Genomic DNA, 22,948 nt, shown 5'->3' with positions numbered 1-22,948 from the left:
GATTACTGTCGAACATACGGGTGGCATCGTCGGGATGCCATCGACGATACGGGCGGAGGCGCAGATGGCTGAGGGACGTGATCGACCGCGTGTGATGCGCATCGGCGTTATCGACAACGATGTGTGGCGCTGACGACCGGCGATTGGGAATGGGCGCGACCAGACGAACACTTCTGGTGGGCGTCGGGACTGCGGTGCCCTACGGCTGCACGCTTGGCGCAGTCCCTGCGCTGCTCGGCGTCGGCATCGGCGCCGGTGTGCGCTGGCTGCTGCGCATGGCGCGTGCCGCGCGGTGGACGCCGGACGCCAGACGTCGCATGGCCATCACCGTCGCCGGCGTGGCATGGGGCGTCTTCGTCGTCAGTGCGATTCTTATCTTCGCGCTGGCCGTCCCCGCAAGCGCGACGCCGCTGCCATGGACTTATCCGGTGCTGCCGGCGACGCTGATGCTCGCCGCCGGCAGCATGGCGCTCATTCCGCTATCGGCCAATCCATCGGTCAACGCTCGGAATCGGCGTCCAGCCGTCAGTCATCGGCGAACGGGAATGCCGGCAGACCGTCGCCGTTGAACAGCGGGGCCGGACCCCAGCTGCGCCACGCGTACCGCACGGCGGTCGGCGCGGGCACCTGCGGCGCCGACACGCGCACCTTCATATGCTCACCGTCGGCCGCGTCGATGCCGCTGTACTCGAGGATCTGCGCTTCGGCGTCCACATAGACGCCGTCGTCGCCGGCGATCTCGAATCCCGAAGCTCCGGCTGCACGCGCGCCGCTCTCGTCGTCGGCGTCACGCATCGTATCCGGCGTCGTGCCTCGCCAGTGCAGTCCATGCGCATGATTGAACATGACGTCGATTGCTGCGCCTGCGACGCTCGTGTGCACGGCGCGCGGACTCTCGGCGGCCACATCCTGATGTCCATAGACGGTACGCAATGCGAGATTCGCGATGCGTTCGCCGACCGTGCGCTTGTCGAGCGGATGGATGTTGTCGAATTCGCCGCAGTCCATCGTGCAGACGAGCTCCACGTCGTCGAGCGATTCGCTCGCGTCGTACTGCGCGGCGCGGATGGCCGGCCAGCGGCGCGGATCCTCGCCGAGCGCCGCGACCTGGCCGTCGATCCACTGCGGCAGCTGCACGACGAGGAACGGCAGCGTCCGCGCGCCCGGCTGATAGCCGACCGTCGGCTCGTCATAGCCGTCGAGATTCCACAACGTTCGCCATTCATCGATAAGCAGCCCGAGCAGCTCGCGGTAGGAACCGCATTGCAGTTCATCCTCCTCGCCTTGATACCACAGGAATCCGCGGACCGTGTACGGTGCGACGCGCCTGACCATGCCCTCGAAGGGCGCGCCGACGCGGCGCTCCGAGAACGGCGTGACCGGCGGCGGCCACGGGCATGGCCCGAGCACGGCGTCGATCTGTGGCTGCGTGATGCCGGGATGCGTGTCCTTCATCGCGGCGACGTCGTTGTTCCACTGGTCGAAGGTGCGCTGCCACGCGTCCGCCTCGGCGCGCATCTGCTCGTCGGTCTTGCCGGCGATCGCCTGCTCGTAGCGTTCGACGTACGGGCGACCGGCAGTGGAGCCGTTCAACGTGGCCGTGCTCATCCAACAGGAGATCGACGTGCCGCCGATATAACAATCGATGATGCCGACGGCGACGCCTTCGCCGAGCTTTTCGCGCAGCCGGCGTCCGAAATGGTAGCCGACGGCAGACATGTGCGCGACCTCGGGGGCGACGGCGGCGCACCATGCGCTGTCGGCTTCCGCCGCCTCGTCGACGGCGCCGACCTTCGGCGTGTTGTAGAAACGCAGCAGCGGGTCGTCAGCGGCGGCGATCTCGTCGGCGCCGTGCTCGCTCGTATGCAGTTCGAGTTCGATGTTGCTTTGGCCGCCGGCGAGCCACACTTCGCCGATGAAGACGTCCGTGCAGGTGATCGTGTCGTGGCCGGCGCGCACGTCGAGCGTGTACGGACCGCCTGCCGACAGCGGCGGCAGCAGCACCGTCCACGCTTCGGCGTCGCGCACGTCCTGCGACGCGCTCTGTGCGACGATGACATCGTCGGCCGTCCGCAGCTGCACGACGACCTGCGTGTCGCGCGGCGCCGTACCGAAGACAGCGATCGGCATATCGCGCTGCAGCACCATATGGTCGGCGAAGACGGCGGCGACGCGCAGCGCCCCCGCGCGCGTGCGATCGGCGCCGTGATGGCGGCCGCCGTGCGCCACCTTCGACGCTCCGGGTGCGATTCCCGTCACTGTGGACATGTCACTGCCTTTCCCGATGAGCCCTGCCCGAGCTTTCGTACTGATGATTCGCCGGCTGCCGATGGTCTGCCGATAGCCGGCGCGCGCCGATCACCATCTCCCGTTATCGCATGCGCGTCAGCGGCCGCTCCAGATATCCGCGCCGAGCGTATCAAGATAGGCGACGAGCTCGCGCGCCATCTCCTCGTCCTCGGCGATGCGCGGATGTCCGGGCGTGCCGCTGCCGGCGCGCGTGTAGCCGAAATAGCTGATGCGCGGATCGTCGATGGCCTCGACCGTTTCGCGGATCGCGCGATCCCACTGCGCGCTGTGCTCGAGCACCGTCGTCGTGCAGACGATGCGCGCGTGCGGGTAGCGTCCACGCAGCGCGCACACGAAGTCCGCATAGCGGGCACGCCAATGGACAGCCTCGTCGCCGTCGTAGTCGTCGGCCATGAAATCGTTCGGATGGGAATCGTTCTGTCCGAGCGCGATGATGACGACCTGCGGCTCGTAATCGTCGAATCTCCACATGCTCGACTCGCCGAGCGCCGGGTTGTAACGCACACGGTCCCAGATGCTCTCCATGCCCACGTAATCGGGGGCATTGAACCAGCCGATGCCGTCGATGAGCGGTGCGCCGCCCTGTGCAATGATGCGCAGCTCGGCGCCGAGCGCACGCGCGGCGATCGCGCCGTACGAATACCAGGCGTTGCTGTACGACGACAGATCGGCATCCGGATCGGACTTGCCGGTGTAGAGGACGGCCTCGTTGCGCTCGCCGCAGCTGACCGAATCGCCGTAGATTTCGATGCGGCGTGTGCTCGGTGTCTCAAGCGGCGCCTCGATGTGGGCGTCATCGTCCACCGCGACGCCGACGAATTCCATATAGTGCATGCCGCCGTCCTGACGTTTGAAGACGACCGCCTTGTGCTCGATATCCGGCAGATGATCGGCGATGCGCAGCGTCAGCACGCCTTCGTCCTCTTCGGCGTACACGGGCAGCGTCGGCTCGGCCGGCGAGGGGATGCGCACGCTGTACTGCGTGTTGTCGATGATGACGCCGAGGCGGATGTCGCCGTAGTTCCAATGGTTGCGCAGTCGCACGCTCAACGATGTGCCGGTGAAGCGGAATCGCGTCTGCGTGTAGGGGAACACCCATAGCAGGCCGGCGTCGGTCTTCTCGATGCGCCCTTGGTACTGAAACGCTTGATCCGTATAGGTGATGAGCCGCATGACACTCCTTCGTATGCATCGTCTCGGTACGGCGGCGCCCGCGGATGGGTGCGCCGCCGTGTCCTGCTGTCCGCTGTGTTCCGATGATAATCGCGGGGGCGACCTCGACATGCTGAAGCGCTCAAGTTTCTCTGTGGCTTCGGATATATATTGATGCACTTATCAGCAGCGCGGAGCGCCGACGGCGGCGTCCGCACATGCCGAAACGCAACCAATCAATATGGACGCCGCAACCGCGAACGACGGCGTCGGCGGCACGTCAACGAAAGGACGAAGCGATGGAAGAACGGTTCCCGAAGGGATTCCTGTTCGGTACGGCGACGGCGGCGTACCAGATCGAAGGAGCGGCGGCCGAGGGCGGCCGCACGCCGTCGATCTGGGACACGTTCTCCCACACCGGACACACGCTGAACGGCGACACGGGCGACGTCGCCGATGATTTCTACCACCGTTGGGAGGATGACCTCAAGCTGCTGCGCGACCTCGGCGTCAACGCCTACCGATTCTCGATCGGCATCCCGCGCATCATCCCGACGCCGGACGGCAAGCCGAACGAAGCCGGCCTCGACTTCTACGAGAAGATCGTCGACCGTCTGCTCGAGTACGGCATCGCGCCAATCGTGACGCTTTACCATTGGGATCTGCCGCAGTACATGGCCTCTGAGGACGGACGCGAGGGCGGCTGGCTCGAGCGTGACACCGCCTACAAGATCGCCGATTACGCCGGCGTCGTCGCGAAGCGGCTCGGCGACCGCGTGCGCACCTACACGACGCTCAACGAGCCGTGGTGCGCGACCTATCTGAGCTACGGCGGCACCGAACAGGCGCCGGGGCTCGGCGCAGGCCCGCTCGCCTTCCGTGCCGTGCACCACATCAACCTCGCGCACGGCCTGATGTGTCAGGCTGTGCGCGCCGAGGCCGGCGGCAAGCCGGAGCTGTCTGTCACCTGCAACCTGCAGGTGTGCCGCGGCGATGCCGATGCCGTGCATCGCCTCGACCTCATCGCCAACCGCGCGTTCCTCGACCCGATGCTGCGCTGCCGCTATCCGCAGGAGCTGTTCGCGATCACGAAGGGTATCTGCGACTGGGACTTCATCCGTGACGGCGACCTCGCGCTCATCCATCAGCCGATCGATGTGCTCGGCCTCAACTACTACTCGACGAACCTCGTCAAGATGAGCGATCGTCCGCAGTTCCCGCAGAGCACGGCGGCTTCGACGGCGCCGGGCGCGAGTGACATCGACTGGCTGCCTACGGCCGGTCCGCATACCGAGATGGGTTGGAACATCGATCCGGACGCGTTGTACGACACGCTCGTGCGGCTCAACGACAACTATCCCGGCACGCCGCTCGTCGTCACCGAAAATGGCATGGCGTGCCCGGACAAGGTCGAGGTCGGACCCGACGGTGTCAAGATGGTGCACGATGCCGAACGCATCGACTATCTGCGCCGGCATCTGGAGGCCGTGTACCGCGCGATCCAGGAGGGCACCGATGTGCGTGGCTATTTCGCATGGTCGCTGATGGACAACTTCGAATGGGCCTTCGGCTACAGCAAACGCTTCGGCCTGACCTATGTGGATTACGAGACGCAGGAGCGCATCCGCAAGGACAGCTTCATGTGGTACCGCGACTTCATCGCCACGCACAGCGCGCGCTGAGTCGATCGCGCAGGAGGCGCCGATTCGTTTGCTGCGGATCGGCGCCTTTGTCATCTGTGATGGTTGCGGGGGTCTGGTGCCGGGGAGGCGACGTTGGTCTTGAACGCTTGCCGCATTGCGACAGCATGGAGCAGGGCCGATGATTGCCGTCGGATGGAGGGGAGGACATGGCTCATGGGCCCGGTTTCGCGAAGGGCGAAGGTGACATGTCATCCGTCGTCGGCGAATTCGGCGACGGCAACGCGCCATGAGGTCCTCTTCGGCTTGGATTCTGCGGTCGGGGACACGCCGAGATTATGAAGCGCTTAACACAAGAAATCGTCGTATATGGTGTCGGAGCGAATCAAGATGTGTTGCGGCATGGTGTATTTGTGCAACGGAAAACCGTTGGGAATACTTGGAAAAGACGATAGGCTGTGACAACGCTGGCATAACGTGCTCGCGGTGATGGCAGTTGAGGACGGTAGTCGAGCTACTTAAGCGCTTGACAAGCTGAGAAAAGTCGGTTATATTGAATGCCATCGTTCACCTCAGGCAGGCAGAGAAGCCGAGAGGTGGCCCAAGCTCATTGCTGAGCTGGACGTCGGCGACGACGCCCAAGAGACCAGGAAGGACACAAGAATGAACGTCAAGAAGATCGCGGCGGCCGGTATCGCGGCGGCGTGCCTCGTCAGCGTCGCTGCGTGCGGCGGCAACAACGGCGGCTCCGCGGACAGCAACAACAAGGCCGGCATCACCTATCCGCAGATCAAGCTCGGCGAGACCGACAAGGACCTCAAGGCGGAGATCACCTTCTTCAACGGCCGCACCGACATGGGCCTCGCGGACTACCCGGGCAAGAACTGGGAGTCCTACATGAAGGACTTCAACGCGATGTACCCGAACATCAAGGTGAAGGTGCAGACCGACTCCAACTACGCGGATTCCGCGCTCACCCGCCTTCAGGCGAACAACGACTCGTGGGACGTCATGATGATCCCGGCGGTCGACCGCTCCGAGTTCTCGAACTACTTCGTCTCCTACGGCAAGACCGAGGACATGGACAAGGAAATCAAGCTCGCGAACGAGAAGGCCTATGACGGCCAGACCTACGGCATCGCGACCGACGGCCAGACCTCGGGCATCGTCTACAACGCCAAGGTCTTCGAGGAGGCCGGCATCAAGGAACTGCCGAAGACCCCGGAGGAGTTCCAGGCCGATCTCAAGCTCATCAAGGAGAAGACGAAGGCCATCCCGCTGTACACGAACTTTGCCGAGGACTGGGCGATGGGCGCATGGGATGCCTACATCGGCGGCAACGCGACCGGCGATCCGAAGTTCATGAATCAGGTCATGCCGCACGACAAGACCCCGTTCAAGAAGGACGACGAGGCTCCGGACACGCACCCCTACGCCGTCTACAAGACACTCTACGACGCGGTCGCCAACGGCTACACCGAGGAAGACTACTCGACGACCGATTGGGAGTCCTCGAAGGGCAAGATCAACAACGGTGAGATCGCGACGATGGTGCTCGGTGCGTGGGCCGTGCCGCAGATGAAGCAGGCCGGCGACCACCCGGACGACGTACAGTACATGCCGTTCCCGATCACGATCGACGGCAAGCAGTACGCGACGCTCGCGGGCAACTACTCGATGGGCATCAACAAGAACTCCGACGCCGACCGTCAGAAGGCCGCGATGATCTTCGTCAAGTGGATGACCGAGAAGTCGGGCTACGCGAAGAACGAGGGCGGCATCCCGATTGTCAAGGACGATGATTCCTACCCGGACACCTACGAGCACTTCAAGGACGTCGAACTGATCGTCGACGACCCGGCGAAGGAAGGCGAAGAGGACCTCTTCGCTGACATCAACTCGGATTCCGAGCTCGGCATCAACAACGGCAACGGCAAGAAGATTCAGGACATCGTCGTCGACGCCGCGAACAAGACGAAGACGATTGACCAGATCATGGACGAGTGGGATCAGAAGTGGGGCGCGGCTGTCGAATCCGAGAGCTGACCTGACTGGCGTCAGCGCCCATGACGGGTGCTGACGCTCTCGATCCATTCCCATGGCATAACCTTAACTCCTTTCCCTTTTTCCCCTTTCTTTCCTCGATGAGGGCCGGAACGGCAACGTTCCGGCCCTCATCGTTGTTATGGGGAAGTGAGAGGGGGCGGGGATGTCCGCAATGGCCGTGCCGCGCCGCCTGGATCGGATCCCGGCACCCGGCCGCCAACGTCGCGACACGCCGAAACGCCCGTTCTTGGCCCATCTTCGGTGTGCGGAAATTCGCCTGCGGAGGAATGATATAGTTATGCGCTTAAGTATCGCGGAACTGGCATGGCATGAGGGTGTGCATGTCGGCGAAATCGTTGGAAAATCAACGAAAAGTCGACGTAAAACATCGCTCGTACCGCCGCATGGGCGTGCTGAAATGCACAGCTTATTGAGTGAAGATCGGCGCAATGTGCGATGACGGACGTTGAGCGGAGGGTCGTGGCCGCGACGGCGCTGTCAGTTGCGTAGCAGGGTTGAAAATCGCCGCAATATCAGGGAAACGGCGGCTTCTGAGAGTAGTGGAACGCCATCGGAGGGACTTGCGGGGGAAGTGGGTGTCGTTCGTCGTGCGACGCGGGGGAACTTAAGCGCTTGACAAACTGAAAACACACGGTTATATTGAGTGTCATCACTTATCACAGGCAGGCAGAGAAGCCTGAGGTGGGTATTCCAAAGGACTCATTGCTGAGTCGGGAGGAAAACGCAGACGCCCCGGCGTCGGCGGAAGGATAAGGAAGGAACAGAGACCATCATGACTACCACACAGCCGAACGTAGCGGTCGCGGAGCGGTCCGCCGCGGACATCCCGTTCAACAAGCATCGCAGGGATTGGAAGAAGACGGGCATCATCGTCCTCTTCTGCCTCGTGCCGGTTGCGCTCCTCGTCGTCTTCACGTATCTGCCGTTCTTCCAGATGTGCGGATACAGCCTCTACAAGATGAAGTACATCGGCACGCCGAAGTACATCGGCATGAAGAACTACGTCGACATCTTCACCCGTCCCGACCTGCTCGCGACGCTCAAGCTCTCGCTGTACTACATGGTCGGCGCGCTCATCCAGGTGGCCCTCGCGCTCTACCTCGCCACGGTCCTCGCCTTCAAGGTCAAGGGTGGTGCGTTCTTCAAGGGTGCGCTGTTCTTCCCCTACCTGATCAACGGCATCGCGATCGGCTTCATCTTCAAGTTCTTCTACACCCGCGGCTACGTGCTCGATTCGGTGCTCCAGTGGTGCGGATTCGACCTCAACAACCTGCCGTACTGGCTGCGCGACCAGAAGGTCAACAACTGGTCGCTCGTCGCCTCCTCGGTCTGGAGGTACCTCGGCCAGACGATGATCCTGTTCATCGGCGCGATCATGTCGATTGATGGTTCCCTCTACGAGGCGGCTGAGATCGACGGCGCGAACAAGTGGCAGCAGTTCAAGCACATCATCCTGCCGGGCATCCAGACGATCCTCGTTCTGAACATCATCCTGTCGATCACCGGTTCGCTCTCCGCCTTCGAAGCGCCGTACGTCATCACCTCCGGCGCGAACGGCACCGGCACCTTCTTCGTCCAGATGGACAAGATTGCGCACTCTGACCAGAAGGTGGGCCTCGCCTCCGCGATGGCCGTGGTCCTGCTCATCATCATCATGATCTGCGCGCTGCTGCAGAAGATCGTCATGGGCTGGCTGTTCCGTGACGCGGACGATGGCACCGCCAAGGCCCGCAAGCATGCGCAGAAGGTCGAGAAGCAGCGCAAGAAGGCGCTGCGTCAGGCCAACAAGGTCAAGGCCGGCAACGCCCCGCTCTTCAAGAACGGAGCCCAGAAGGAAACCGAGGCGTGAGCACGATGTCTAGCGAAACGATCACCCCGGATATGCAAACGAACTCGCAGAAAGGAAAGGCCATGGAAGCCTCCGTCGAAAAGGTGAGCGCCTGGTACCATGTGCGCCGTTGGGTGCTCTCCTTCCTCAAGTACTTCAGCCTCGTCTTCATCACGTTCTGCGTCCTGCTGCCGCTCGCTTCCTGCGTGTGGACGGCCGCGAAGACCGACGCCGAATACAAGACTGGCAACGTCATGGCGATGCCGCACAACTGGTTCAACTTCCAGAACTACGCGGATGCGTTCAAGCTGTCGAACATGGCCGTCGCCTTCCGCAACTCCTTCATCGTTCTGGTGTGCGTCTGCTTCATGACGACGATCATCGGCACCCAGCTCGCCTACGTCCTGAGCCGCTTCCAGTTCCCGGGCAACGCGTTCATCCGCGGCGCCTTCACGATCGCGGCACTGCTGCCGGGCATCGCGATGCAAGTCGCGGTCTACAAGATCATGGGCTCGCTCGGCATGATTAACTCGTTGTGGGGCTACATCATCATGTCGATGGGCACCGATGTCATCTCGATCTACATCTTCATCCAGTACTTTGAAAACCTGCCGATCTCGCTTGACGAGGCGGCGATGATCGACGGCGCGAGCTACTTCACGATCTACGGCCGTATCCTGCTGCCGCTGCTCAAGCCGGCAATCGTCACGGCTCTCATCCTCAAGGGCGTCGGCATCTACAACGAGTACTACGCCGCGAACCTCTATCTGCAAGACAAGCAGAAGCTCGGCACAGTGGCAATCTCGCTGTACGCCTTCACCGGTCCGCAGGGCTCGAAGTACAACCTGATCTGCGCAGGCGTCATCGTGACGCTGCTGCCCGCCCTGATCCTGTTCCTGATCTTCCAGAAGCAGATCTACAACGGCGTTGCAGCCGGCGCAGTCAAGGAGTAATTTCCAGACTTACCCTTCCCCTTTCCTCACCGTCAGGGAGCCGTGCCGAGCGAGTTGCGTGCGGCGCGGCTCCCTTTCTCCTCTTCTTTCCCGATTTTCCGTCGGCGGCCTCGGGCCGCCCACAATCCAGGAGCACATATCATGACCAACACCTCTTCTACCTTCGCCCCGCTGTCGAGCGGCTGGACCGTCACCGCAATGAATCCGGAGGTCGTGCCCGCCGACCTACGTGAGAAGCTGACCGCCGGCATCCCGGCGACCGTCCCGGGCGAGGCGACGCTCGACCTGCTCAACGCCGGCCTTATCCCCGACCCCTTCGATGGCGACAACGAGAACAAGCTGCAGTGGACCGGCGACGTCGACTGGCGTTTCACCTGCACCTTCGAATGGCATGACGACAGCAACACACGCCACGATCTCGTCGCCTACGGCCTCGACACCGTCGCGACGATCGAACTCAACGGCGACCCGGTTGCGCAGACCGAGAACTGCCACCGCTCCTACCGCTGGGACGTGCGCGACCTGCTGCGCGACGGCGAGAACGTGCTCACCGTCACCTTCATGTCCCCGGTGCGCTATTCCGACTCCGAGGAGCAGCGCCGCGGCTACTACCCGCACACCGAGCACCACGCCTTCAACCAGATCCGCAAGCCGAGCTACTCCTTCGGCTGGGATTGGGGCATCGACGTCGCGAACGCCGGCATCTGGCGTGAGATCGGCATCGATTCGTGGAGCGGCGTGCGCCTCGCCGAGGTTCGCCCGCTCGTCGACGTTGCCTCCGACGGCACCGGCATCCTCAACGTGCACGTCAAGGTCGAGCGCGAAGGCCATGGCCGCATCATGAACCCGATGGACGCCCACAAGTTCCAGACGCCGGTCCCGGTCCACGTGACGCTCGAAGGCTACGGCACGATGCTTGAGGCCGATGGCTCGGTCGATCAGGGCCGCGACGAGACGACGATCACGATCGCCGTGCCGGACGCGAAGCTGTGGTGGCCGCTTGGCTACGGCGACCAGCCACTCTATGCCGTCGACGTCAAGGCCGGTGCCGATCTGCAGGCCGAATGGAAGGGCCGTATCGGCTTCCGCGCCACCCATGTCGACACGCGCGCCGACGACCTCGGCCGCCCGTTCCAGATCTACGTCAACGATGTGCCGGTGCACGCGCACGGCTACAACTGGATCCCCGACGACGCGTTCATCGCGCGCGTGACGAAGAAGGACTACGAGCGCGGTATCCGCGACCTCGTCGAATCGAACTCGAACATGGTTCGCGTCTGGGGTGGCGGCATCTACGAAGCCGACGAATTCTACGATCTGTGCGACGAATACGGCATCATGGTCTGGCAGGACTTCATGCTCGCGTGCGCCGCCTACCCGGAGGATCCGGAGACGAAGGAAGAAGTCGAGGCCGAAGCCCGCGAAGCCATCGTGCGCCTGTCGAGCCACCCGAGCCTCATCGTCTGGAACGGCTCGAACGAAAACTACGTGGCCTACGCAGAATGGGGCGGCTACAAGCAGGCCGTGCGTGACGACGACCTGCCGGCGAACGAATACGGCTACGGCGAGAAGGGCTGGGGCGACTACTACTACTCGGAGCTCTTCCCGCAGCTGCTCGCCGAGCTCGACCCGACGCACGTCTACCTTCCGAGCTCGCCGATGAGCTTCACGAAGTTCACGAACGCGAACTGGGACACCGACGGCACGATGCATATCTGGGATGCATGGAACCGCAAGGATTACCGCATCTACGCCGAGTACACGCCGCGCTTCGCCGACGAATTCGGCTATCAGGCGCCTCCGGCATGGAGCACGCTCGTCGGCGCCGTGCACGACGAGAAGCTCGAGCCCTTCGGCAAGCAGATGCTCGTGCACCAGAAGGCGATGGGCGGCAACCACAAGCTCGCCCGTGGCATGCGTTCGCATCTGACGCCCGGCCACCTCGACGACGTGAGCTTCGGCGGCGTCGTCAACGGCAAGCCGAGTGACGGAGCGCACAGCTGGCTCATCCCGACCGACGACTGGGACGACATCCAGGACTGGCACTGGGCGTGCCAGCTGCAGCAGGCGCATGCGATGAAGTTCGGCGTCGAGCATATGCGTTCGCTCGCGCCGGTCAACGCAGGCGCGCTCATCTGGCAGCTCAACGACGACTGGCCGGTCGTGTCCTGGGCGGCCGTCGACTTCAACGGCCATCGCAAGCCGGTGTGGTATGCGTCGCGCGACTTCTTCGCGCCGCGTCTCGCGACGATCCAGCCGCGCACGTCCGAGGAGTACCGTCAGACGCACAGCTGGGAAGGCGTCAAGGTGGGCGCCGACCACTTCGAGCTCATCGTCCTCAATGACACCCGCGAATCCGTCAAGGACACATGGACGGTGCAACGCGTGACGTTCGGCGGCGACGTGCTCGCGACGCAGACGATCGACGTCGACCTCGACGCGAACTCGCACAAGGGATACACGCTCGACGACGCCATCGTCGGCTACGACGATCCGAACGCGGAGCTCATCGTCGCGACGCCGTCCGACAACTCCTTCGCGCGCGTCGTCTACAATCCGGCCGAAGTCGTCGACCAGTCGCTCGCCGCGCCCGGCGAGGCGTTCACGGCGGACGCGAAGAAGGTCGACGGCGGCGTCGAGCTTACGGTGACGGCGAAGGACTACGTGCGCGACCTGTTCGTCATGGTCGACAAGGTGGATGCGAAGGCCAGCGTCGAGGAAGGCCTCGTCTCACTGCTGCCGGGCGAATCGGTCACGTTCCACATCACGACGGACGCGGATGATCCGCAGGCCTTCACGGCGCCGAACGTGCTGCGCAGCGCGAATGACCTCAAGCGCGAAGCGAAGTGATGATTTAAGCGGCCATCAGCGCTTCGGCAACTGATGGCCGCTTAACTATCGTCCGGACCATTCGACCTGTTCGGACGAGACAATCGCACAATACGCAGAATTATAAGAAAAGTCGGACGATTATGAGGAAAAGTCGGACGGCGAGATGCGTCGACCGACCTTTCTCTATACAATGGTTCTGAAGCGATTCAGTGCAGGCGTCCCCGCGGATGCGACACGGAATCGCGAGGCACCAAGCACAACGCATGACGTCCGGGCATGGACGGCGGCCACGGAGCGCAGCGGCACAGTGGCGTGCGCACAGCGTGACGGGATGGGAGACAACGACATGGCGACACAGAAGACGAAGGTCACGATCTTCGACGTGGCGAAGGCATCGGGGGTGTCGAGCAGCGCCGTGTCCTACGCATTGAACGGGAAACCGGGGGTTTCCGACACGACGCGCGCGAAGGTGCTGCAGGTCGCCAGGGAGCTCGGATGGAAACCGAACGGCGCTGCGCAGTCGCTCGCGCAGTCCAAGACGCGGCGCATCGGCCTGATCCTCGGCTACGATCCGCAGCTGCTCGCCGTCGAGCCGTACATGATGAGCCTCATCTCCGGCCTCGGCGCGGAGCTCGAGGAGAAGGACTACTCGCTGCTCGTGCGCATGTCGATGGACAGCGACGACGAGGATTCGATCATCGAGGATTGGGTCGCGACGAGCAACGTCGACGCAATGCTGCTGCTCAATCTCGAAATCGGCGACCCGCGCATCGACATGATGAAGCAGAATCCGCAGATGCCGGTGCTCGCCGTCGCCGACGCGTCGCTCACCGCCGGGCTGCCGACGCTCGCGAGCGACGACGCGGCCGCCGTCGGACTCGCCGTGCGTCACCTCTACGATCTGGGCCACCGCAACATCGCGCGCGTCGCCGGCCCTGAGGAACTCGGTCACTCGTACATCCGCGACGCCGCGTTCTCCGAAGTGACCGCCGAACTCGGCGTGCGCTACCGCTGCCTGCACACCGACTACACGCCCGCGGCCGGCGCCGACGCGACGAAGCGACTGCTCAGCGTCAATCCGGCGCCGACGGCGATCATTTACGACAACGACGTGATGGCGCTCGCCGCGGAAGGCGTCGCGGCGGTGAGCGGCGTGCGCGTGCCCGAGGATCTGTCGATCATGAGCTGGGACGATTCGTTCATGTGCGAGGCCGCGCATCCCGGCATCACGGCGCTCAACCGCGACATCGTGGAATCAGGACGCATCGCCGCGTCGCTCATGCTCAAGCTCATCGATGGTGAGGAAGTGGACGTCGTCGAGGAACCGCCCTACGTGCTGCGCGTGCGCGAATCCACCAGCCCGGCCCCGGAACGCTGAGATGTGCGGCGCATGCTCGCCGCATAGGAGAAGAAAGACGGCAGCGGCCCCGCCTGATAAGTCATGCAGGCGGGGCCGCTGCCGTATCCATAGGATCCATAAATGAACCGGACGATCGCAATGCGCACCGGTGGCGATCGCGAAGATGCCTGTTGGCGAACGCTGCGGGTGCAAGTTGCGGCGGTCGCGTTCGCGCGGCGGGGTGTTGCGAACGGTTCGGGTGCAAGTTGCGGCGGTCGCGTTCGCGCGGCGGGGGTGGGTCAGGGAAGATCAGGCGTCGTGGTCGGCGGGAGTGTCGCGCGGCTTGAGCTGGAAGGCCTTGCAGGTCCAGCGCATGACCGCCCACATCGAAACGCCGGCGCCGAGGACGCACCACAGAATCGGCACCCAGACAATCGCGCCGGGCGCGAACCACATCAGCACGAACGGCAGCGCGATGAGTGCGACGTTGCCGAGCGCCAACAGCGGCTTCATCAGCGACAGGCGGATCGACTGGCGGATCTGCTCCCACCAGGACAGCTTGCTGCGGCCGGACAGCGGCAGCACGAAGGACAGCATCATCGCGACGATGACGAGCGCGCCGAGCGTGACGCCGTAGATGATGGACGCTGCGTCGCCGGACTGCCGCGAGATGTACCACAGGTCGACGGCGCCGATCGCGAAGAGGACGATGAACAGCAGCGAGAACAGCATGTTGACGCCGAAACGACGTTTGACCGCGCGCCAGAAGGTGCGCAGGACGCCTTCATCGGTGTCCTCGACGATCTCACGTGCGACTTCGCAGGCGGCCGAGGTCGCCGGACCGATCGTCACGATCGGAATCGAACAGACGAACCATGCGACGGACAGCATCGCGAGGTCGCCGATGCGGCCCATGACGATGTTGAACGGATTGTCCTGACGGAACAGGCTGGAACTCATGGCGGTGTCTCCTCTCCAGATGGCTTCGGATGTCTACAGATTCTTGTCTACAGATGATTCTGGCGTGCAGTCAGTGGATCGCATGCCGCTGCCGGCACGTTCAACGGTACAGGTATTCGATGAAACGCTGTGCGTTGCCGCTCTGCTTCGTGTTCGCGACGACGCCGATGAGCGCGGCGTCGGAGGTCGCAAACTCATGCCAGCGTTTCGCATCGTCGAGCTTGAGGCCGTAGGGTTCCGCCTTGCCTTTGCCGCTGCCGGAGTCGTCGACGTCGTCGGCGAGCGCGGAATCGTCGAATCCGTGGAAATCCTCGACATAGGCGTGCAGATCGCCGTATTCGCCGGCAGGCAACGCCGATTTGAGATTCGTGAAGTAGCCGTAGCCGGCGAGTTCGCGGAAGACGGAAGGCGGTGCGATGACGACGTCGATCTGCTCGCTCGAGATCATCGTCTGCAGTTTGGAAAGGCCGTCCTTCTTCGTGTCGAAATAGTCGTCGATGATGACGTCCTGCCCGAGCGTCTTCGCGTACTGCTCCTGTAGCTTCGCAGATTCGCCGAGCGGCAGCGTGCTGTCGACGACAGCCGCGTACAGCGCGGGACGTTCGCGCGGCGAGACGAAACGGACGATGACGAAGGCGCACAACGCGATGATGATGACGGCGGCGACGCACGGAATCAGGAAATGCTCGCGGAAATAGGCGGCCTTCTGCCGCATCGGCAGTTTCGCGAACACATACAGTTTCGATTTGCCGGCGTATTGCGGGGACTGCGTGAGCGTGTCCACGGCCGCGCGCTGGGATTCGGTGAGCCGATCGTTCGGCGAATGCTTGTCTGCTGCCATGGCGCCCTTCCTCTCGTCATATCTTCCGGCGGCGTCGCCGGTGGCCGCGGTGCGCACATCGGCGTGTCGAAGTGAACCTCAGCCATGTTCTGTTTGCGTTACTTAACCGCTTAATTTATACTGGTTGAACGAAAAAGTCAACCCCTTATGTAGTGCCGACGGCGGAGCTTACGGGGGAACTGAATGCGCGGCGGACACGCCGCAGTTGTGCGAAGGAGACAACGATGTTCGACAACGGAAACCATGTGGTGCTGCGTCGCGACGGCGTATGCGTCGTGCTCAAGACGCCGCAGAATGAGATGCCGCAGGTCGAGTACTGGGGCGGCGATTTCGGCGTGTCGAGCGCCGAGGACGTACTCGCGATGCTCGACGTGATGACGCTCAAGGTGACGCCGCCGGACGAGAATCCGGACGCGGCGCTACGCCCGTCGATTCTGCCGCAGGGCGCCGAGGCCTTCGCGGGACGCCCGGGACTCGAGGCGTACCGCGGCGAGAAGCCGGTGTTCGTGCGCTGGACGTCGGTGACGACCGAAGCGCATGACGACGTCGCGCTCGACGTGTACGCCGAGGACGCCGTCAACGAGGTCGCGCTCGACATGCGCCTCGAACTCGCCGAAGGAGGCCTGCTGCTCGCGAAGGCCACCGTCGGGAACGCCGCCGAGGGCGGCGAGCCGCTCGTCGTCAACTGGCTCGACCTGACGATGCCGATCCCGCGCCGCGCCGACCATCTGACGCAGTTCACCGGCCGCTGGCCGCTCGAAAAGCAACCGGCGACGACGGCATTGCCGGTTGGCTCCGTCACGCGCGACTGCCGCCACGGCAAAACGAGCCACGAAAGCCCGTGGCTGTTCATCGCCTCCGACGGCGCGCCGAAGTTCTCCGCCGGCGAAGTGTGGGCATGCCACCTCGCATGGAGCGGCAATCAGACCTACCGTCTCGACAACCTGCCGCAGCACGAGGCGCTGCTCGGTGCTGGCGAACTGCTTGGCCCCGGCGAGATGCGCCTCGAGCCCGGCTCGTCCTACGCGATGCCGCAGGTGTGTTTCTCCTACTCCGATGCCGGCCTCGACGGCGCCGCGAGCCGCTTCCACCGCTGGCTGCGCGCGCTGCCGCAGCATGTGCGCACCGACCGTCCGGTGACACTCAACACCTGGGAGGCCGTCTACTTCGACCATGACGAGGCGACGCTGATCAAGCTCGCCGACCTCGCCGCGAAGGTGGGAGTCGAACGCTTCGTGCTCGACGATGGCTGGTTCCATCTGCGTCGCGACGACACAAAGGGCCTCGGCGACTGGGTCGTCGATCCCGAAGTGTGGCCGAACGGACTCGACGCGCTCGCGAAGCACGTGCACGGCCTCGGCATGCAGTTCGGCCTGTGGTTCGAGCCGGAGATGATCAACCTCGATTCCGACTGCGCACGTGAGCACCCCGACTGGATCCTCGCGGCGCCCGAGGCGGTGCCGTGCCGCGCCGACGTCTCCTACCGCACGCAGTACGTGCTCGATCTGGCCAATCCGGACGCCTACCGCCATGTGCATGACCAGATGGCCGACCTCATCCGCGAACTGGGCATCGACTACATCAAGTGGGACCACAACCGCGACGTGACCGAGCCGGTGCACGCCGGCCATTACGGGCTGCACGCGCAGACCGAGGCCTGCTACCGTCTCTTCGACGAGCTCAAGCACGAGTTCCCGGGGCTCGAGATCGAAAGCTGCGCCTCGGGCGGCGGCCGCACCGACGCCGGCATCCTGCAGCACGCCGACCGCATCTGGGCTTCCGATTCGAACGATCCTCGCGACCGCGTGGATATCCAGCGCTACACCGAGCTCGTCGTGCCTCCGGAGATGATCGGCGCACATATCGGACCAAGCCCGGCGCATTCGACGTGGCGCGCGACCGACCTGTCCTACCGTGCGGCGATGTCACTCGAAGGCTGCTCCGGCTTCGAATGGAACATCCTCGAATGCACGCCCGAGGAACTCAAGCAGATCACCGAGTTCGTCACGCTCGTCAAGGAACTGCGCGGCATCCTGCACTCCGGATCCGTGCACCACGCCGACTTCCACGATCCGGCACTGCGTGCACGCGGCGTCGTCGCCGACGACGCTTCGCGCGCGATCTGGGTCATCGCGACCGTCACGAATCTGCGCGATATCCTTACCGAACGGCTGCGCCCGGCCGGCGTGTGCGACGACCGCGTCTACCGCGTGCGCATGCGTCAGGAGATCGGCGAGTCGCGCTGGGGCTGGAACACGCCCGAATGGATGCGCGACGCGCGCACGGAGGACGGCTTTGTCGTGAGCGGCGCGCTGCTCGCGCACATCGGCCTGCAGATCCCGCCGTTGTGGCCGCTGCAGGCGATCGTTCTCGACATTCAGGAAGTGCGGTGAAACTTGCCACTTAAGCGCTTCAGTGATACGCTCGGTATCGTACGCGCACGAAAGCGCGCATGGCCGTCACGGTCAGGCAACGTCAACGAAGACAGCGGACGACAATCGGAAGGAAGACGATGACCACCACCAATGCGAAGTATCAGATCGGGACGCCGGAGAACAAGAAGTTCCTCGACATCTCCCGTGACAACCTCATCGCGTTCGGACGCCATTTCCCTGCCGTCGACGGCAGCTCGTACTGGCTCGGCGATGACGGCACGCCGTGGAAGGACCGCAATCGCGCCACCTGGATCACGTGCCGCATGACGCACGTCTACTCGCTCGCGACGCTGCTCGGCGTCGACGGCGCTGCCGAACTCGTCGACGACGGCATCCGCGGCCTGCGCGGCGTGCTGCATGACGAGGAGAACGATGGCTGGTACGCCGAAATCACGCCGGACATCTGCCACATGCCGACGAAGCAGGCCTATGCGCACGCCTTCGTGCTGCTCGCCGCCTCCTCGGCGCTGCTCGCGGGACGGCCGGGCGCCAAGGAGCTGCTCGAACAGGCCGAACACGTCTATCTGACGAAGTTCTGGGATGATGAGATCGGCCTGAGCGTCGACACGTGGAATACCGAGTTCACCGAACTCGACACCTACCGCGGCCTCAACGCGAACATGCACTCGGTCGAGGCGTGCCTCGCCGTCGCCGACGTCACCGGTGACGAAAGCTGGCGTGAACGCGCCGGCCGCATCATCGGCCATGTGCTCACGTGGGCGGAGGAGAACAACTGGCGCATCCCGGAGCACTTCACCTCCGACTGGATGGCGCAGCTCGAGTTCAACGCCGACAAGCCGGACGACCAGTTCAAGCCCTACGGCGCGACGCCGGGCCACGGCATCGAATGGGCGCGCCTGATCACGCAGTACGCGCTCTCCGTGTACGGCAAGGACGGCGTACTCAATGGCGACGGCAAGAAGTACCTCGACGCGGCCGAGCATCTATTCAACCGCGCGGTCGAGGACGCATGGGACGCCGACGGCGCGCAGGGCATCGTCTACACGACCGATTGGGAAGGCAAGCCGGTCGTGCACGACCGCATGCACTGGACGCTCGCCGAAGGCGTTAACACGGCGGCGACGCTCTACCACGTCACCGGCAAGCAGGAGTACGCCGACTGGTACGCGACCTTCCTCGAGTACATCGACACCTATCTGATGGACCACAAGAACGGTTCGTGGTTCCACCAGCTCAACCGCAAGAACGAGGTCATCGACACGGTCTGGCCGGGCAAGTCCGACCTGTACCATGCGACGCAGGCGATGATGATCCCGCTGCGCGACCCCTCGCTCTCGATCGCTCCGGCGACGAAGAAGGGCGTTGAGGAAGGCCTCGACTGACGGCGAGCACAGTATGAACACGGTGAGCACTGTGCATACTGTCGCTTAGCGTGAACGGGCGCCGCGGCTGCTGTCGCGGCGCCCGCTCATATATTGGTGCCTATCGGGTTTCGGATGGACGGTGCTGTGCCTTACTGCACCGTGACCGGACGGAATTCGATATAGCCGCGTTCGCCCTTCGGCTCGAGCTGGATGCGCGGGGACTGCGTGCTCCAGCGGTAGCCGAGCACGGATGGGTCGTAGCGGTCCGCCGCATGTTCGACAAACTGGATCGCCTCGCCGTAGTCCGCTTCGGCGAAGGGCTGCCCCTGGAACATCAGATAGTCCGCTTCGGGCAGCTCGATGATGTCGAATCCGTCGGGGACCGGGCCGTCGTAGTAGACGCCCACCTCGACGCCCTGCACATAGGTCGAGGTGCCGGGCTCGCGGTACGCGGCCGGCAGCCACAGGCACACCGGCTCGCCGCACAGCGAATCCATGCTCAGCAGCGTGCCCCAGACGTCGCAGCCCACCTCCTCGCAGTAGGCCCAGTAATCGTTCGCGGACGTGCCGCGTTTGATGATCGCCTTGCGGCGTGGCTTGTGGATCGGGGTGACACACAGGTACTGCATCGTATCCATGTCGATCGTGTCCTTTCGTGGTTGCTGATACTGGACGCCGTAAGGATGGAACAACGTGATCGGGCTCGGCGAACGGGAGAAGTCGCCCGGTGTGCGCCCGAATTCGCGCCTGAACGCGCGTACGTAGCCGTCGACGCTGCCGAAGCCATACGCGAAGGCCGTCTCGGTGACCGGACGTGCATCGTGTTTGAGCGCCATCGCCGAACTGCTCAGCCGCATCCGTCGCATGTAGGCGGCCGGCGTCAGACCGGTCATCTCGCGGAACAGGCGGTAGGCATACCATGGTGAGAACAGCGCCGCGCCGGCCAGATCGGACATCGTGACGCGTTCATGCAGATGCCGCGCGATGTAGTCCTGCATCCGCTGGACCGCGGCCGTTCGTTCGTCCATCGTCGTTCGTCTCCTTCGACAGCTTCCATGTAAGTCGATGTTCTGCGCTGATGCTCGACCTTTTTTGCCATGTTCGTGAGGCTCGCCGTAACAACGTGTCCGTAGAATGGACGTCAGCCGTCCACGCATGCGCGCGTGGTGCGGCCTTTTCCATGCCATTGCCATGCCACGGACGGCCGTTCGCGGCAATGCGAAACAAAGGACGATCATGGCCTCCACATCCGAAGTGAGTGAGCAGCCGCAACAGCTGCGCAAATCATTGAAGAACAGGCACATCCAGCTCATCGCGCTCGGCGGCGCGATCGGCACCGGCCTGTTCTACGGCTCGAGCGAATCGATCTCGCTCGCCGGCCCCTCCATTCTGCTCGCCTACATCATCGGCGGCGCCGCGATTTTCATGATCGTGCGCGCGCTGAGCGAAATGAGCGTCGAAGACCCGAAGGCGGGCGCGTTCAGCTACTACGCGTCGCGCTACTGGTCGAAGCGGGCCGGATTCATCTCCGGATGGAACTACTGGTTCAACTATGTGCTCGTCTCGATGGTCGAGCTCGCCGTCGTCGGATCCTTCGTCAACTACTGGTTCCCGAACATTCCGCAGTGGGCATCGGCGGCGTTCTTCCTCGTGCTCATCACAATCCTCAATCTCTTCGGGGTCAGCGAATTCGGCGAATTCGAATTCTGGTTCGCGCTGATCAAGATTGTCGCCGTCATCGCGATGATCGGCGGTGGCCTGGCGGTCATCATCATGAATCTGCCGACCGATTCGGGCGTGCGCGCGTCCTTCGCGAACTGGTTCACGATCGACGGCGGCTTCTTCCCGAACGGCGTCATGTCGCGCGCCGCGGACGGACGATGGACGGGTCTGCTGATGGCGCTCGTCGTCGTCATGTTCAGCTTCGGCGGCACAGAACTCATCGGCGTGACGGCGGGTGAGGTCGCCGAGCCGCGCAAGACGATCCCGAAGGCGACGAACGGCATCATCTGGCGCATCCTTGTCTTCTACGTGGCTGCGCTCGGCATCATCATGGCGGTCGTGCCGTGGAACAGGATCGACGGTCAGATGAGCCCCTTCGTGCAGATCTTCGACTCGGTCGGCGTGCCGGTGGCCGCCGGCATCCTCAACTTCGTGTGCCTGACGGCAGTCATGAGCGTCTACAACTCCGCGCTCTACTCGAACTCGCGCATGCTGTTCTCTCTGGCCAGGCAGGGCAACGCGCCGGCGTACCTCGGAAAAGTGAACAAGCGCGGCGTGCCGGTCGCGGCAGTGCTCACGAGCGCCGCCGTCACCGTCGTCGCCGTTGTAGTCGTGTTCCTGTGGCCGCAGTTCGCGTTCAACTATCTGATGTCGATCGCGACGATCGCCGCGATCATCAACTGGACGATGATCATGATCACCGAAATGCTGTTCCGACGTCATGTGGCAGCCGGCGACGGCCCGGGTGAACTGCGCGGGCTCACCGGCAAGGAGGCGCTCGACAAGATCCAGTTCAAGCTGCCGGGATGGCGGTGGATGCCGTATCTGATCATCGCGTTCCTGGCGATGGTGGCGGTGCTGATGTGCTTCTCGCCGAGCTACCGCATCGCGCTCATCGCCGGTGTGATCTGGCTCGCCGTGCTGTTCGCGGCATATGCGCTCGCATCGAGGGGCGGCGAACGACGCCGGGAGGCGGCGAAGGAGTGCTGATAGTGGAGTGCCGCATGGCGCTGATGCACGGTCTTTGGCTTTCTACCCGAGTCAAAGACCGTTTTCTGTATGGCAAACGAGTGGCGCATCATGGAGTTTCTGGTTGTCCTTTGAGAAGATGACATCATGTGGTATCACCAAGAAGAAAGTGCGATAATTGGACCGCTGCTTGCGTATGAGCAGGAGCATCCGCATGCGAAGCTGCTGCTTGTGTATGCCGATGGTTCTTCGTGCCATGCAGTGTTGGTTACGTCTTACGAAAGCGACAATGAGAACCTGGTGGAGCAGGATCCGTCCGTTCGGTATGACGAGTTCTATGTCGTGCTTTACGAAGTTCTTGATATCGTTCGCCGTGGAATGGTGAACAATCTCATCGCTGACGGCATGTTGGAGGTCGATTATCGTCAAGCTCCTGTGAAGGTGATCGATGAAGCGCGGGATGTAGTTGTCTATGATCTGCAAGCGCAGCGCTGACGGTTTGCTGTGCGGCTGCGGCTGCTGCTGCACAGCAAACCTTTGTGCCAATGCATGATCGAAAGGTATATACTTTGTAT

The 22,948-nt window shown here is 63.4% G+C and carries 16 protein-coding genes; 11 read left to right on the top strand and 5 right to left on the bottom strand.

Going from position 1 to position 22,948, the window contains the following annotated elements; genetic code table 11:
- Positions 1 to 176 precede the first annotated feature (176 nt).
- Positions 177 to 569, top strand: coding sequence for a hypothetical protein (locus G606_RS0103680; protein WP_026644819.1), 393 nt, complete (start codon positions 177 to 179; stop codon positions 567 to 569).
- Here the strand turns inward: G606_RS0103680 and G606_RS0103675 are convergent.
- Complete coding sequence (locus G606_RS0103675; RefSeq protein WP_026644818.1) at positions 526 to 2,268, bottom strand: 9-O-acetylesterase; 1,743 nt, start codon at positions 2,266 to 2,268, stop codon at positions 526 to 528. The two genes, G606_RS0103680 and G606_RS0103675, sit on opposite strands and share 44 nt — an antisense overlap.
- A 117-nt stretch (positions 2,269 to 2,385) precedes the next feature.
- Complete coding sequence (locus G606_RS0103670) at positions 2,386 to 3,483, bottom strand: GDSL-type esterase/lipase family protein (protein WP_026644817.1); 1,098 nt, start codon at positions 3,481 to 3,483, stop codon at positions 2,386 to 2,388.
- A 278-nt stretch (positions 3,484 to 3,761) separates the two neighbouring features.
- On the opposite strand from G606_RS0103670, the gene G606_RS0103665 reads away from it, so the two are divergent.
- From G606_RS0103665 to G606_RS0103635, 6 genes are all read left to right on the top strand, one after another.
- Complete coding sequence (locus tag G606_RS0103665) at positions 3,762 to 5,144, top strand: GH1 family beta-glucosidase (protein ID WP_026644816.1); 1,383 nt, start codon at positions 3,762 to 3,764, stop codon at positions 5,142 to 5,144.
- A 621-nt stretch (positions 5,145 to 5,765) separates the two neighbouring features.
- Entirely contained in the window at positions 5,766 to 7,148 is a 1,383-nt protein-coding gene (locus G606_RS0103655; RefSeq protein WP_026644815.1) for an ABC transporter substrate-binding protein, read from the top strand.
- Between the two features lie 793 nt (positions 7,149 to 7,941).
- Positions 7,942 to 9,018, top strand: coding sequence for a carbohydrate ABC transporter permease (locus tag G606_RS09790; protein ID WP_051198480.1), 1,077 nt, complete (start codon positions 7,942 to 7,944; stop codon positions 9,016 to 9,018).
- A gap of 62 nt (positions 9,019 to 9,080) precedes the next feature.
- A complete protein-coding gene (locus G606_RS0103645; protein ID WP_026644814.1) occupies positions 9,081 to 9,950 on the top strand; it encodes a carbohydrate ABC transporter permease in 870 nt (289 codons plus the stop codon).
- A gap of 141 nt (positions 9,951 to 10,091) precedes the next feature.
- Positions 10,092 to 12,800, top strand: a complete 2,709-nt coding sequence (locus tag G606_RS0103640; protein WP_026644813.1) for a glycoside hydrolase family 2 protein — start codon at positions 10,092 to 10,094, stop codon at positions 12,798 to 12,800.
- Positions 12,801 to 13,128: 328 nt separating this feature from the next.
- Entirely contained in the window at positions 13,129 to 14,160 is a 1,032-nt protein-coding gene (locus tag G606_RS0103635) for a LacI family DNA-binding transcriptional regulator (RefSeq protein WP_026644812.1), read from the top strand.
- Positions 14,161 to 14,430: 270 nt separating this feature from the next.
- On the opposite strand, the gene G606_RS0103630 is transcribed toward G606_RS0103635, so the two are convergent.
- Both G606_RS0103630 and G606_RS0103625 read right to left on the bottom strand, forming a co-directional pair.
- On the bottom strand, positions 14,431 to 15,081 hold the full coding sequence (locus G606_RS0103630; protein ID WP_026644811.1) for a YesL family protein: 651 nt from the start codon (positions 15,079 to 15,081) through the stop codon (positions 14,431 to 14,433).
- 100 nt (positions 15,082 to 15,181) lie between these two features.
- On the bottom strand, positions 15,182 to 15,922 hold the full coding sequence (locus tag G606_RS0103625) for a hypothetical protein (protein ID WP_026644810.1): 741 nt from the start codon (positions 15,920 to 15,922) through the stop codon (positions 15,182 to 15,184).
- Between the two features lie 224 nt (positions 15,923 to 16,146).
- Here G606_RS0103625 and G606_RS0103620 point away from each other — a divergent pair, with 224 nt between their 5' ends.
- Positions 16,147 to 18,315 (top strand): alpha-galactosidase, encoded by a 2,169-nt coding sequence (locus G606_RS0103620; RefSeq protein WP_026644809.1) that lies wholly within the window; start codon positions 16,147 to 16,149, stop codon positions 18,313 to 18,315.
- Positions 18,316 to 18,434: 119 nt separating this feature from the next.
- Positions 18,435 to 19,700, top strand: a complete 1,266-nt coding sequence (locus G606_RS0103615; protein WP_026644808.1) for an AGE family epimerase/isomerase — start codon at positions 18,435 to 18,437, stop codon at positions 19,698 to 19,700.
- 131 nt (positions 19,701 to 19,831) lie between these two features.
- Here the strand turns inward: G606_RS0103615 and G606_RS0103610 are convergent, their stop codons facing one another.
- Entirely contained in the window at positions 19,832 to 20,710 is an 879-nt protein-coding gene (locus G606_RS0103610; protein ID WP_026644807.1) for a helix-turn-helix domain-containing protein, read from the bottom strand.
- Between the two features lie 208 nt (positions 20,711 to 20,918).
- Here G606_RS0103610 and G606_RS0103605 point away from each other — a divergent pair, with 208 nt between their 5' ends.
- Together G606_RS0103605 and G606_RS11150 are read left to right on the top strand one after the other, a co-directional pair.
- Positions 20,919 to 22,394, top strand: a complete 1,476-nt coding sequence (locus G606_RS0103605; RefSeq protein WP_026644806.1) for an amino acid permease — start codon at positions 20,919 to 20,921, stop codon at positions 22,392 to 22,394.
- A gap of 126 nt (positions 22,395 to 22,520) precedes the next feature.
- On the top strand, positions 22,521 to 22,868 hold the full coding sequence (locus G606_RS11150; protein WP_133120912.1) for a hypothetical protein: 348 nt from the start codon (positions 22,521 to 22,523) through the stop codon (positions 22,866 to 22,868).
- Positions 22,869 to 22,948 lie beyond the last annotated feature (80 nt).

The sequence above is a fragment of the Bifidobacterium sp. AGR2158 genome (assembly GCF_000424225.1).
GTDB classification, from domain to species: domain Bacteria; phylum Actinomycetota; class Actinomycetes; order Actinomycetales; family Bifidobacteriaceae; genus Bifidobacterium; species Bifidobacterium anseris.
The sequence above is the reverse complement of the archived record's forward strand: the minus strand, read 5'-3'. Positions and strand labels throughout refer to the sequence as shown.